Raw genomic sequence first — 12,684 nt, forward strand, 5'->3', positions numbered from 1 at the left:
CATTGTATTACTTCTATTTTAAAATAAAAAAGACTGCAGACAAGCACGATTTTCATCGAGTTTGTCGACAGTCTGAAGGCTTAGTTTCCTAAGCCTTCTTCAGTTCATCGATTTTATCTTGAATTGTAAAATGGTGATATATAGTTAAAGCAATAATTGTGATACTAAGAGCACTAGATAAAATTGTACTTCCAATAAGCAGTCGGTTAGTTCTTGAATTAGCCATTTGGATTCACCACTTTTTTTCTTAGTTTGATTAGCAGCTATAAAAATTATGTACTTTACTTTTTAAGTTAATTAAAAATACGAGGCAGTTAATGATTGGAAATCCAAAATTTCTGGGGTGCAGCCATGAAAAAAGAGGAGGTAATTTAAGTATGAGGGAGAATGTTAATATGAGTATAAATTGAGAGGAGTCTGAAAATGTATCATAGCTTAAGCGATTTTTTTAAATCCTGGGAATTTGAGGCTGGGGCTACAAGCAGGGTTCTTAAGAATCTCACGGATGAATCATTAAAGCAGGAAGTCACTTCAAATCAATGGTCTTTAGGGCGTATAGCATGGCATACCGTCACTGCTATTAAAGTGATTAGTTCACAGGCAGGTTTAAGGTTTGCAGCTCCTAGTGAAGACTGGTCTGTTCCATCTTCAGCTAATATCATTGCTGAGAGCTATACTAATGCTTCAAATAACCTAATTGAGGCGTTGGAAACTCAATGGGCCGATGAGACCCTGTTGGAACAAATTGATTTCTTTGGCATGAAAATGACAAAGGGAAGTCTGTTGTTATTTTTAAACCAACATCAAACTCATCACCGGGGACAAATGACTATACTAATGAGACAAGCAGGACTTAGTGTTCCAGGGATCTATGGTCCCTCAAAAGAAGAATGGGCACAATTTGGAATGGCTGAACCTAGACAAACTTTATTTGATTAAACTCTAGAGCCACTATTGTAAGTAGGTTTAATCAATATAGAAAGACATAATAACCGATTTAAGATCCAGCTGCCAAACTAGGCGGCTTTTTATTTTTAACTACAGGGGCAGGTTAGCTTTAAAAGGTATAGACGATAAAATATAGAATATATTCACTGTAGAAACTATTGGTACTGAAACGCCTGAAGATAAAAGAGAACGATTAAAAAATAATCCTGCTGGTTCTTGACACGATTCATTAAATATAGAAAGGGCATTTACCATAAAGGTAAGGAAGGAATTCCTAATTGAATGGGGGATATAAAGGTGTTTGGAAAATTTAATTTTGACTTGATTTATGGTGAACGAAATAATTTAACCCCATTAGTGGTGATGATGTGTGGCGTGGCTGGTTCTGGGAAAACTACTTTCTCAAAAAAATTGGAAAAAGAAGGTTTTGTACGTCTTTCTATTGATGAAGAAATATGGGCTGTTAATGGTCGTTATGGGATTGATTTCCCAATTGAAAAAATTGAGGAATACAAGAAAGATGCAGAAAAAAATTTACGCAATCGTTTAATAAAGTTAATACACGATAAACAACAGGTGGTAATCGACTTCAGTTTTTGGGATCGGGCAAGAAGGTACCAATATAAAAAACTTATTGAGGATTCTGGGGGTAAATGGAAACTTATTTATTTAAAAGTTCAGCCTAATGATTTACGTGAACGGCTTAAGTTACGTAACAAACGATTTGATGCAAACGCGTTCCCTATTTCAGAAGAAATTTTAACTTCTTACCTTAATGGTTTTGAAATACCAAATGGTGAAGGAGAAATGGTGATTGATAATTAGAACTATCAAAAAGGAAAAAATTATTCAATTAACTGAGCAGGTTTGTACTCTATAAACAACAGCCAAAAAGGGAATTTGTTTTTAAACAAACTCCCATTTCAATTTAATTAGTTGTTCTGCTGCAGGAAATCCTCGGTCGAAATTACATTGGCATACATACCGTTAAGTGCGCTGATAAACGCATAATGAACCTGTTCAGCTGGCACGACCTTGTCTTGATAAGATAAGTCTCTTGTCGCACACGCATCTTCTATCAATGTAGTTTCAAAGCCTAGATCCACAGCAGCTCTTACTGTTGCATCAATACACATATGTGTCATCATACCTGTGACCACTAACTTGGTTATTCCTTTTTCTTTTAATTTGCTTTCTAATTGTGTCTTTAAAAAGCTGTTAGCGAAATTTTTAATAATAATGCTTTCGTTTTCTAATGGCAGAACAGCCTCATTTAGTTTAACTCCCTCCGTATTCGGAAGGAAGAAGCCTAACCCTGGATCACTTGCGATATGCTGCACATGGAAAATATTATCTTTGTTATTCTGTCTAAACCAATTGAGAACTTTAGCAGCATTAGCGGCTGCTTTTTCAGGATTGCTTAATTCCATCTTTCCATTAGGAAAATAGTCATTTTGAATATCGACAATGATTAAAGCTGTGCTCATTTTTTCCACCTCATTTAAAGATTCAGTATAATAAAATGATAAATAATATCTTGATTTTTATCGATACTTTGATGAAAGACTTTTATATCAAACAATTTCACGGTGAAAGGATTTTATTATGGATATTGATCAAATTGATTTTCAGATCCTCCGGTTACTAACTGAAAATTCACGTATTCAATGGAAGGACTTAGGAGAACAAATTCATATGACTGGCCAGGCAGTAGGGAATCGTATTAAAAAGCTTGAGGAAAGTGGTGTAATTAAAGCCTACTCCCTTATAATCAATGAACTGAAACTAGGGCTTTTTTATACAGCGTTTGTCATTGTTCATATGAAAACAGCTAATCATGATGCGTTTATCCGTTTTATTCAAGGTCAAATAGAGGTAGTTGAAGCTCACCGAGTATCTGGAGAAGGCTGTTACCATTTAAAAATAAAAGTTAAATCCCAAGAACAATTAAATCTTTTTCTTAATAAACTTCTCGAACATGGAAACTATAGTTTACACCTATCAATACAAGAGATAAAACAGCTTCACCCATTGACTGCTGCAATACAATAGAAATCTTAATGAAAAACACAGATTGTGATGATTTGTACTTAAGCTAACGGGTCCAAATGCTCAAGATCAGCTGCCAAACTAGGCGGCTTTTTATTTTCTTACAAATGAGCAGGTTAGTGGAATAAGGAATTTAATTTTACACCATAGCTGCCTTTGAGATTATATATAATGAAAATAATAGTAAAAATAGCAAATGATATCAAAAAAATCGTTTATAATTCCTCTAAAATCAGTAAGTGAGGTGAGCAATATGTATAGCGAAGTAACTCAAGATGTAATTTATTTTTTAGAACAAAGTTTATTAGATGATTGGCATTTAGATGATTATGCATCGCAAATTGGTTATTCGAAATACCATTTATCACGCATTTTCAAACAGGAAACTGGATTGACGATAAGCGAATATATTCGAAAACGAAGACTGGCCACAGCAGCAATGTATTTATTACATTCAGATGAATCGATTATTCAAATTGCGTTTAAATTACATTTTCAATCACAAGAAGCTTTTACACGTTCTTTTAAAGAGCTATATAATATGCCGCCTGGAAAATATCGCAAACAAATGCGAACTCTTCAAGGGATGGAGGAAAAAAATATGAGTGATTTTGAAGCAATCAAAGGCTGGATTTTGAGTGGTTATCACCCAGCTTTTTATGAAATGAAAACGGATGGACAAGTATTTCATACGGGTACGAAATCAGGTTTACTGACTTCAAAAACGGATGCAGGTGAAGAACATTTCGGGACAATGATGCAAAGCTTTTCAGCAAATAACTGGAAAGGAAAACGCATTAAAGTGTCTTGTTTCTTAAAGACAGAGGAAGTCGTAAAATGTGGAGTTTGGTGTCGAGTAGATAATGCTTCAAGCGATGTGATTCAGTTTGATAATATGGATAATCGTCCGATTCACGGTACAACGGACTGGAACTATTATTCGATTGTATTAGATGTTCCAAAAGAAAGTGCTTCTATTCACTTTGGTATCCTATTAACGGGAACAGGCAAGGTTTGGGTTGATGGATTTAAGTTTGAAGAAGCAGATTTATCCGTTGCATCAACAAATATGCTTACACAGGATAAATTACCATTAGAGCCGATTAATTTAGGATTTGATGAAGATTGATTATTTTTGATTTAGTTATTGATTTATTTTTTACACTCTATTCATCACTAGGCTTTGGGACAAAGGAATATAAAATTCAAACGAAAATGGAAAAACTAGGTGAAGAGTATCCTAATATGCTGCAATGCTATCAGCACAATCAACGAATTTTTGAAACTGACGATAACCTGGCAGAGTTAGTTCTAAGTCTAAATTTAAAAAGCGAAGTAGAAAAAAAGAAATTTGTCTCGTTAGTTAATCAGCGTTTTAAAGAGTACACTTAAACAATCAGGTGCAAGAGTATGGCATGTAACAGACGTCAGCAATCAGGCGCTTTTCTGAAATAAAGGAAGCGCCTTCCATTAAGTTGTCATTTAAAAGAGGTTGTGAGGGACTGATTAAATAACAGATCGATAAAAAAGAGTGTTAGATTGCATTTCAACAACATTCTTTCGACCATTTCAATTTTATTTCGATCTATTTTAAAAAAACATTTTTTCAACCTGGAAAGCTGGGAATACAGACTTATGGTCCGCTCTTATTCAAGAACGCCTGTTTCTTCAATTACTACATTGCATTTAACATCGAAGCTTAACATTTTGTAATCGTCTTCCCACTTTTTAAAGTCAAAGTTCCGATTCCGGTTTTTTTTCTTTTGACCGAGGCCAACAGGATCTATTCCGAGATCCTGAAATTGCAGTAATAATCTTAAGCATTCCTTTTCAATTTTTTTCTCCAGTTTCTTTTCAACCTCTCCAACAATCTGTGGGGTTAAAATATCTCCCGTATATTCATCAATAATACCTTCAAGATTAATGGTTATGGCGGCATGATTATTAGTCACCCTTGTTTTATTCTTTGATTTAATGCTCTTTACAGCAGCATATGCTTCTTTTTTTAACTTAACATCGAAGTTTCCTTCGCTATATTTATCTACCAGCAATTTAAAAAAGAACATGTCCTTCACAGGGAGGATGGCCACTTCTTTATCCTTTTGGAAAAGACTAATTCCAGTTATCTTCACCTTATCATTCCCGGCTTTCTTTAGTCGGGGCAAGAAGGGATCCTTACCATCCTGATAGTAATCACGGGAAAAAATATGTAAATTGGTTATTGGAATATCGCGATGTTCAATATTATGCTGAATCAAATTAGAGATATACGTAGCGTTTCCCCTGGTTCCATAATCGCCGTTTAACAATTCTTCTGATTTTCCCTCTGCGGTTGCAACAAATACGCGTGCCCCCATACTTGCATCTCTCTGAAAAGAATCTATCAAGTCGAAAATTCCTTTTTTGGAAATTTTAGGTCCAAATATAGCCAGCTTTAATCCACCTGTGACTACTGGTTCTGATGTTTGTTTAGAAACATCGAGACGTACGTCCTGCCCAAGTTTTCCATTTCCAGAAAATGTTCTGTTAATTACACTTTGATCTGGCTGGAATTCCTGGAATAATACAGTTCCTCTAAACTTATCTTTCTCATCCTCTGCTAAATCGTAGCCGACACCTACTTCAATATTTATATCATCAATGATTTCTTTATCAACACAGCCCGAAAGCAGCAAGAACAGGCATATTAGTATAAGCTTTTTCATTTCTGCTTCACCTTTAATATTGGCAATACGGATTCCATTCAACATAATTAAAATCGCTATGCCAATTGCTATTGGCATGATCATAACTATGTCATGGTTACTGCCTTCAATGAAAATGAGTACAAAATTAGTATGAATCTTTGTGTGGAAGAATATTCGTAATAAGGGGATTCCTGAATAAGGGGTTTTAGTTATTAAGATGAAAGTAGACGCTTTAGGGGGCTGGCTTCTCTATAAAGGTTTAGCAGATCGGTTACAGCTTTTTGTGCGAAAGGGGCAGAATAGTTGAACATGAAGGAAGGAAAATAAGGTTATTAACTGGAATATCCATATACATAAGCTAAGTAAGAAAGGAATAGCATGCTCAATATTTTAACTCTATTTTTAAGTTATTTGATTGGTTCATTTTCATTTGCTTTAGTTATCGGTAAACTTTTCTATAAAACCGATATTCGAGGTTACGGCAGCGGGAACCTTGGTGCAACCAATGTTTATAGGGTTCTTGGAAAGAAAGCAGGACTAATTGTTGCAATTGCTGATTTATTAAAAGGTACATTTGCTTGTTTACTTCCTCAAATCCTTAATTCTGCGGTTAATCCCATTATCTGTGGTTTATTGGCCATATTGGGCCACGTATTCCCTATTTTTGCAGGGTTTAAAGGCGGGAAAGCTGTTGCGACAGCAACCGGTGTCTTATTATTTTTGACACCCTTCGGTACTTTAACTGGCTTTGTTGTATTTCTATTAACTTTGATACTATCTAAGTATGTTTCATTAAGTTCAATGTTAGCTGGAATAGCCATATTTATTTACAGCCTTATATTTGAGGATAAAGTCATTATTGCTCTTTCATTATTTATTAGTGTATTAGTGATCATTTTGCATAGACAAAATATCAAAAGATTGATAACAGGAACTGAAAACAAACTATGGTAATGATATTCAAAAATCACAAGGTATTCGGCAAAGGCAAAAAATAATTGGATTTAGAGATTGCTGAATAGTAACTAATCAAAGGGAGCGTGGCGAATATGTCTCATGCTATCGATGTTTTGGCCGATCAATTGTCAGCAAATGCAAATGACCCTAGCTGGTACATTCCATTTTCAGAATCAGTTGCAGACTTATCAGAGGAAGATGCGTTTTGGAAACCCAATGAGGAGAGCAATAGCATCGCAGAAATTGTTCAGCATCTGCTTTATTGGAATGAAACCTGGCAAAAGAGGTATCAAAAATCTCACGTAAATGCTGTTCCACCCCTAGCTGATAATAATGAAAGCTTTATAATTCCGGAAAATGCAAAGTTTACTGACTTAAAAGAACAGCTATTAGAGGTACTCTTGCAGTGGCAGGAACTGCTCTCCCAAGAAAAACTGGAAAGTGAAATTGAGGGTTTCCCCGAAGCTGCAGAGTGGTGGGCAATACTTGGGAATCTATCCACTCATAACGCCTACCATATAGGACAAATCATTTACGTCCGGAAACTGCAAAGGAGTTGGAAAAATAAGTAAGATAATTAATGAGGTTTCGAAAGTATCAAAAGAAAAAATATTCAGCAGCTAAGCCAATCATTTTTATTCAAGATCAGGGCAGGTTATTGAAATAGATGTAAAGTAAATTTATGAGCAATTGCCAACAAGGCAGCTTGTTTTGAGGTGTTATGGTTAACTACAGAGGAATTAGTAAACACCTAGGAACTTAAAACGAATTCATTCTTCTATATACTTTTATTAAATTAAACCTGGGTCGTCATAGCAGGGGTCTTTTTTACATGATGAACTATTGCGAAAGGTTTCAAGTGAAAATAGTTCTTGTTAAATAGATGGGGCTAGGCTTAGTCTGATAAGGAATGACAAAGGCAGTCTACTTTTCAGTATTTAAAAGTACTAAATTAAAAATCAGCTAAAGAAAACCCAGAGATTAATATAGAAACAAATGGATCAGCAATTACACAACAAAAATGAGTTGTCCTATAATTAGACAACCCATTTTTGCTGTTATTTATTCAATTCAACCGTTTCATTTACATCTGTCGATTTAGAACTTTGCCCTGTCATGCGTTTAAAGAGAAAGGCTACTTTCTTCGTAAAGTTACCGGTTTCCCAATATTCGACTGCTTCTGCTTTTATTTTTATCAGGACAACGTTTGGATCATCATAAGAAGTTTGCATAATTTCCTCATATGCTTTGCTCCACAATTCTTTTTTCTTATCTAAATCTTCAACTATTTCCGCTTTTCCACGGACGGAAACATAGGATTTACCTGCATAGGCTACATTAACATCTTGATCATGTAAAATTTCATCATATTTATTAGTCTCTTTTTTAGTGAAAAACCATAAGTCACCATCAAATTCTACTTCTTGTGTTTTCATGGGCCGGGACACAAGCCCTTCTTTAGTTACCGTTGTCAGCATGGCCGTGTCTATGTCTTTGATTAACTCTCTTAATGTTTCTATTTCTTCTTGATTTATCATATTAGACATTCCATCACCTCGTTAAAGTTATATAGAGGTATATTACCCTTCATTCCTGCTATTATTCAGGTGTAGCCTAACTATATTCAAAGTGAAACCGAAAAACCATGTTCAGACCACTGCTTGGCAACTTTTTTTCTTTTTGAACATAGAGGTAGGGTAATCGAACAAGGAAGTCAAATAAATAGCATTACACACCTGATAAGTATTAAGAGGAAAGCGGATTGAAAGTGAAATGCTTAAAAGTCAGGAGGAGGTATAAATGGTTTTTGGTTCATTCTTATTTTCTATCATTCTTTGGATTGCTGGAATATTTATTCTGTATATAGTCATTTCCGCAGCAGTCAGGGATGGTGTTAACAAATCTGTGGCTGGTCAATTGATCGAAACAAAGTATGGGATTAATAAGAAAAGGGATTCATTTCTTGATCGTGATTTAGATAATGACAAATAAAGAACGAACGTGGTATATAATTTGGAATAGACTATATTAAATATAAGGAGAAAAAAATGCACGCATTATTAATAGGAGCAACGGGAGCAACTGGCAAGGACTTGCTGGATATATTGCTGGAGGATGATTCTTTTCATCGGGTTGATATTTTTGCCAGGCGTGATCTTCATATCCAGCATGAAAAATTAAAGGTGCATGTGATTGACTTTGACAACTCGGAACAATGGAAGCATTTGGTGAAGGGGGATGTTTTGTTTTCTTGTTTGGGAACTACACTAAAAGCTGCGGGAAGTAAAGAAGCTCAATGGAAAATTGATTACGATTATCAATACCAGTTTGCGGAAGCTGCCAGAGAAAATAATGTGAGTCATTATGTATTAGTATCATCAGGTTCTTCCTCGCCTGATTCTCCCATTTTTTATACAAGGATGAAGGGGCAGTTAGAAGAAGCTGTAAAGGCTTTAGGGTTCCCAAAGCTATCAATCTTCAAGCCGCCTGTATTGATACGAAAAAATAGTGATAGAACAATGGAAGTTGCCGGATTGAAGGCCATACAGTTTTTTAATAAATTTGGAATACTTCGTTCTCAAAAGCCTCTGCCGACAGAAATATTGGCGGAAGCCATGGTTCATTCCGCTAAAACAAAGGATAACGGATTTTTTACACTAGAAGGCAAAGCGATTTGGGAATGTGCAGGGCTAAATAATATCGAGTAATCAATATGTACCTCATAAAGTATGATACTAATAACTTTGGACAAAAAGGTCAAAGTTATTTTTTTATAAAGTGAACAGGGGATTTATATGGTGTTTTAGGTGATATTTGGGAATATAGTTATGATGCGGGATGGCGGTGCAAGCCAGAATTTCTGGCTGGGATAGGAGGGATTTGATTGAAAAAAAACTACATAACTTATGCTTTTGCCGTTCTATTGATGATTGCCATTTTGGCTATCATGGACGGTTTAAATAATTCAAATGCGGCTGAGGAGCTGAGAAAAGAAAAAGATAGATTAGCTGAGAAAGCCGCAAGTTTCGAAAAAGAATATGAAAATAATGCTAAGATGCTGGATGTGGCAAGGAAGGAGATTGATGAATTGAAGAAGGAAATCGAATCTTTAAGGTCTGCTATTGAATATAGGGAATTTTCAGCAGCGATAAAGACGATTGAATCCTACAAGGCAGCACAATCATTTAAGGAGGCGAATGCGTTTATAGCCAGAATAGATGGATTGGGATACTATGCAGGAGAAAGATCCGGCAAGTGCCATTGCGGGTTTATATTCAATGGTGAGGGGTTTGAATGGATACCCAATTCCGTTCTTGATCTTAAAGAGTTTAGAATCGAACAAGATAAAATCCGCCTCACCTATCAAACAGCAGAAGAAGTTACACAGGATTACCAATTTGTTATGGCCAAGGCGCCGGGACAATATGACAGTGAGGAAAAGTGGAGGGTTGAAGAAATTACACTGGTGGAAAAGGTTCCTCATTAAGAAAAAGTGTGACTCAGTGGATCAAACAAATAAGAAACTCGCCCCCTGGCGAGTTCACTTAAGGTGTGCGTGTGCTGCTTTCCTCCAGTATTGATGTGACAATATGCCGTGAATCCCATTCCCCGCCTGAAAACTTGACGATCGGATATCTTTTCGGAAAAAGCTTTTGCTGAATCGCGTCGGCTGAATTCCCTTCTTTGTGCAGAGCGAATACGTCATCCTGGATAGATAACAGATAATCCCGCTTTCGCTTGAGTGCTGCGCGTCCATCTTCTACATAGCCTGCATGGCTGCAGAATACATCTTCAAAGTCGTAAGTGAGAACGCGTTCAAGTGATCGGATAATTTCCGGTATGCTTTCTTCCGCTAAAACGACCTTGGTCTTTTCGCTGACGAATAAATCGCCAGTAAACAGCTGGCCTGTTTCCCTGTTTAAGAAGGCTTTATGATCGGAAGCGTGGCCGGGGGTGTCGATGACATCCCATTGTGCTTTACGGGATGAAAATGAGTCAGGCATGGCCTGGGCATTGAATGGCTTTCTTCTTCCCCAAAAGAGCTGCCTGTATAAAGGGTAATCGGCCCTTTTAGCACAGGAAATGATAGATTTTTCGTTTAAAAAGATAGGCAGTTTCTTTGTTTTTTCAGCAAATGCCGCGCAGCCTGTATGATCTTCATGAAAATGGGTGATCATGACCTGGTCAAAATCGCCTTCATCCATAAATGGCTGGAAAAATGTATGTAAGGACTGGGCGCCAGTGTCAATTAAGATTCCATCCGTTAAATAGCTATAGACATTTAAGGAAACACCCTGAAACTTAATTTGGCCATTCAGGTAGGAAACACCGTGTTTCTCTCCCGTGGATGCCTTTTTCTTAACAAACAAAACATTCAGCTCCTTTCCTGATATCAGGGTCATGCATGAAGTATTTCGCCGTAACGCTGTACATTGTTTCTGCCATTCCTTTTTGCATCATAAAGTGCGAGATCGGCGTGCTTCAATAGGGTTTTGGATGGATTATCCAGATTATCCGCTGAGACGTTTGTATGTGACAGGCCGAAGCTTGAGGTGATGGAAATTCTGTTATCATCCACAATGATCGGGCTCCCGGCAATGTCCAGGCGGATCGCTTCGATCAGCAGGTGTGCATCGTGTGCAGGCGTGTCAGGCAAATAAATCATGAATTCTTCTCCGCCATATCTCCCGATGATATCCCTTTTTCGAAGGCTGTTTTTCACGAGGCCTGCAATCTGAACCAGCACGAGATCGCCAGCTTCGTGGCCATATGTATCATTGACATGTTTAAAGTGGTCAATATCAAACATAATAAGTGAAACATCCGAACCTGGAGATAGGGTGCTCAGGGAGCTTTCCATCTCACTTAAAAAATAGGCCCGATTATAAATCTGGGTTAAGCTGTCAACGCTGGCCAAACGTTTAAGGGTTTTCTGCATATTTACTTTTTCAGTTACATCAGCCAATGAGATAATTCGTCCAATGGGGTCTTTGTTCAGGGAATAGACGGGTGAAAATTGTACTTGGAAATGGACCTGCTCCCCCTCATTTTCCCATACATAATCCCCATTCTTTCCAGAACAGATAACTTTTCTAAGCGTGCTGTTTCCATGCAGAACATCATGAATATGCTTGCCGATGGCAGATTGCTTCAGATCAGGCATAACAGGCAGCATCGCCTGGTTATAATCCACGATTGCCCCGTTCTGATTGAGAACGATGACACCCTCCTTCATGCTTTCAAAAACCGTGTCCCTTGCTATTGGAGCGAGATTGAACATCTGGAATGAGAAGAGCGCTATGCCATGCAGGATGAAGGAAATACTCATGGATACAGGGCCTAAATCAATGCCGTAGGGACTCAGGTTATTCAGATAATAATGATTGGCGACAATCGGAACAGCCAGTCCGGCGGTCATCAAAAGGATTTGCATTCGGAAACGCCAGAAGGATCTTCTTAAGCGCAGAAGCAGGATGATCATACTGAACATCAGGCACATGAAAAGGAAAATGGCGTGCACGTAAAACCAGAATCCATATTCCAGATCCAATACGGGAAATGGCGTATCCTCTCTCAGCCTGACTGCTGAGTAGTAGAAATGATGAAGCTTATTGGTATGATGCATAAAGATGGTTAAAATCGGGATGATGAACAGGGAAAAATATAGGCGCTTGCCCAGCTTGTGTCCGGCATATTCCAGACACATCAATAAAGTGAAAACAGGAATGAATGGCATGAACAAATATTCAATGCCCAGCCAGAATTGAATTTCTGCTAAAGTGGAGCCCGACAGTTCGAATGCATAAGAAAAGGCAAAAATTGCGGACAGCAGTGTTAAGATCTTATAAGGTCCGGCACCCGGTGCATTCCTTAGTTTAAAATGTGCAAAGAGACAAAGCGATAAGCTGAGTGTCCCTGAAAAAGTGAGAATGAGGATGTACATCCATAATTCGTGCCCCATATGAGTTTTCTCCAAATGAAAATATTTTTCCCCTATTATATAATTCCTTTTTCTATAAAACTAGCTTTATTAGATATAGGG

General features: G+C 37.2%; 15 protein-coding genes. 10 read left to right on the plus strand and 5 right to left on the minus strand.

What is annotated here, in order from left to right; genetic code table 11:
• The first annotated feature begins 423 nt into the window (after positions 1 to 423).
• Together NR125_RS19915 and NR125_RS19920 are read left to right on the plus strand one after the other, a co-directional pair.
• Positions 424 to 939, plus strand: a complete 516-nt coding sequence (locus NR125_RS19915; protein ID WP_009335219.1) for a DinB family protein — start codon at positions 424 to 426, stop codon at positions 937 to 939.
• Between the two features lie 306 nt (positions 940 to 1,245).
• Complete coding sequence (locus NR125_RS19920; RefSeq protein ID WP_019379449.1) at positions 1,246 to 1,773, plus strand: P-loop nucleotide/nucleoside kinase family protein; 528 nt, start codon at positions 1,246 to 1,248, stop codon at positions 1,771 to 1,773.
• Positions 1,774 to 1,880: 107 nt separating this feature from the next.
• Here NR125_RS19920 and NR125_RS19925 read toward each other — a convergent pair whose 3' ends face one another.
• Entirely contained in the window at positions 1,881 to 2,435 is a 555-nt protein-coding gene (locus NR125_RS19925; RefSeq protein WP_009335217.1) for a cysteine hydrolase family protein, read from the minus strand.
• Positions 2,436 to 2,553: 118 nt separating this feature from the next.
• Between NR125_RS19925 and NR125_RS19930 the strand changes: the two genes are divergently transcribed.
• The 3 genes from NR125_RS19930 to NR125_RS19940 all read left to right on the plus strand — a co-directional run bounded on the left by NR125_RS19930 (position 2,554) and on the right by NR125_RS19940 (position 4,389).
• The gene (locus tag NR125_RS19930; protein ID WP_009335216.1) at positions 2,554 to 3,000 is read left to right on the plus strand and encodes an Lrp/AsnC family transcriptional regulator; all 447 of its coding nucleotides are present in this window, start codon (positions 2,554 to 2,556) and stop codon (positions 2,998 to 3,000) included.
• A 250-nt stretch (positions 3,001 to 3,250) separates the two neighbouring features.
• Positions 3,251 to 4,126: a helix-turn-helix transcriptional regulator gene (locus NR125_RS19935; protein ID WP_009335215.1), complete on the plus strand. Its 876-nt coding sequence runs from the start codon at positions 3,251 to 3,253 to the stop codon at positions 4,124 to 4,126.
• Positions 4,123 to 4,389 (plus strand): hypothetical protein, encoded by a 267-nt coding sequence (locus NR125_RS19940; protein ID WP_009335214.1) that lies wholly within the window; start codon positions 4,123 to 4,125, stop codon positions 4,387 to 4,389. The genes NR125_RS19935 and NR125_RS19940 overlap by 4 nt, the downstream gene beginning before the upstream one ends.
• Before the next feature lie 254 nt (positions 4,390 to 4,643).
• Here NR125_RS19940 and NR125_RS19945 read toward each other — a convergent pair whose 3' ends face one another.
• A complete protein-coding gene (locus NR125_RS19945) occupies positions 4,644 to 5,786 on the minus strand; it encodes a Ger(x)C family spore germination protein (protein WP_192908203.1) in 1,143 nt (380 codons plus the stop codon).
• A gap of 276 nt (positions 5,787 to 6,062) precedes the next feature.
• On the opposite strand from NR125_RS19945, the gene plsY reads away from it, so the two are divergent.
• Positions 6,063 to 6,638 carry a glycerol-3-phosphate 1-O-acyltransferase PlsY gene (gene plsY / locus NR125_RS19950; protein WP_019379444.1) on the plus strand — a complete coding sequence of 192 codons (576 nt, stop codon included), beginning with the start codon at positions 6,063 to 6,065 and terminating at the stop codon, positions 6,636 to 6,638.
• 95 nt (positions 6,639 to 6,733) lie between these two features.
• A complete protein-coding gene (locus tag NR125_RS19955; RefSeq protein ID WP_009335211.1) occupies positions 6,734 to 7,213 on the plus strand; it encodes a DinB family protein in 480 nt (159 codons plus the stop codon).
• 486 nt (positions 7,214 to 7,699) lie between these two features.
• On the opposite strand, the gene NR125_RS19960 is transcribed toward NR125_RS19955, so the two are convergent.
• On the minus strand, positions 7,700 to 8,188 hold the full coding sequence (locus tag NR125_RS19960; protein WP_009335210.1) for a pyridoxamine 5'-phosphate oxidase family protein: 489 nt from the start codon (positions 8,186 to 8,188) through the stop codon (positions 7,700 to 7,702).
• 253 nt (positions 8,189 to 8,441) lie between these two features.
• Here NR125_RS19960 and NR125_RS19965 point away from each other — a divergent pair, with 253 nt between their 5' ends.
• The 3 genes from NR125_RS19965 to NR125_RS19975 all read left to right on the plus strand — a co-directional run bounded on the left by NR125_RS19965 (position 8,442) and on the right by NR125_RS19975 (position 10,128).
• Entirely contained in the window at positions 8,442 to 8,633 is a 192-nt protein-coding gene (locus NR125_RS19965; protein ID WP_009335209.1) for a hypothetical protein, read from the plus strand.
• Between the two features lie 56 nt (positions 8,634 to 8,689).
• On the plus strand, positions 8,690 to 9,349 hold the full coding sequence (locus NR125_RS19970; protein ID WP_217025869.1) for an NAD(P)H-binding protein: 660 nt from the start codon (positions 8,690 to 8,692) through the stop codon (positions 9,347 to 9,349).
• A gap of 176 nt (positions 9,350 to 9,525) precedes the next feature.
• Complete coding sequence (locus NR125_RS19975; RefSeq protein WP_256815960.1) at positions 9,526 to 10,128, plus strand: hypothetical protein; 603 nt, start codon at positions 9,526 to 9,528, stop codon at positions 10,126 to 10,128.
• Positions 10,129 to 10,186: 58 nt separating this feature from the next.
• Here NR125_RS19975 and NR125_RS19980 read toward each other — a convergent pair whose 3' ends face one another.
• Together NR125_RS19980 and NR125_RS19985 are read right to left on the minus strand one after the other, a co-directional pair.
• A complete protein-coding gene (locus NR125_RS19980; RefSeq protein ID WP_256815961.1) occupies positions 10,187 to 11,011 on the minus strand; it encodes an MBL fold metallo-hydrolase in 825 nt (274 codons plus the stop codon).
• A 29-nt stretch (positions 11,012 to 11,040) separates the two neighbouring features.
• Positions 11,041 to 12,603, minus strand: coding sequence for a histidine kinase N-terminal 7TM domain-containing diguanylate cyclase (locus NR125_RS19985; protein WP_256815963.1), 1,563 nt, complete (start codon positions 12,601 to 12,603; stop codon positions 11,041 to 11,043).
• Positions 12,604 to 12,684: the final 81 nt, after the last annotated feature.

Source organism: Cytobacillus sp. Bac17, assembly GCF_024519925.1.
In the GTDB taxonomy this organism is placed as follows: Bacteria; Bacillota; Bacilli; order Bacillales; family Cytobacillaceae; genus Cytobacillus; species Cytobacillus pseudoceanisediminis.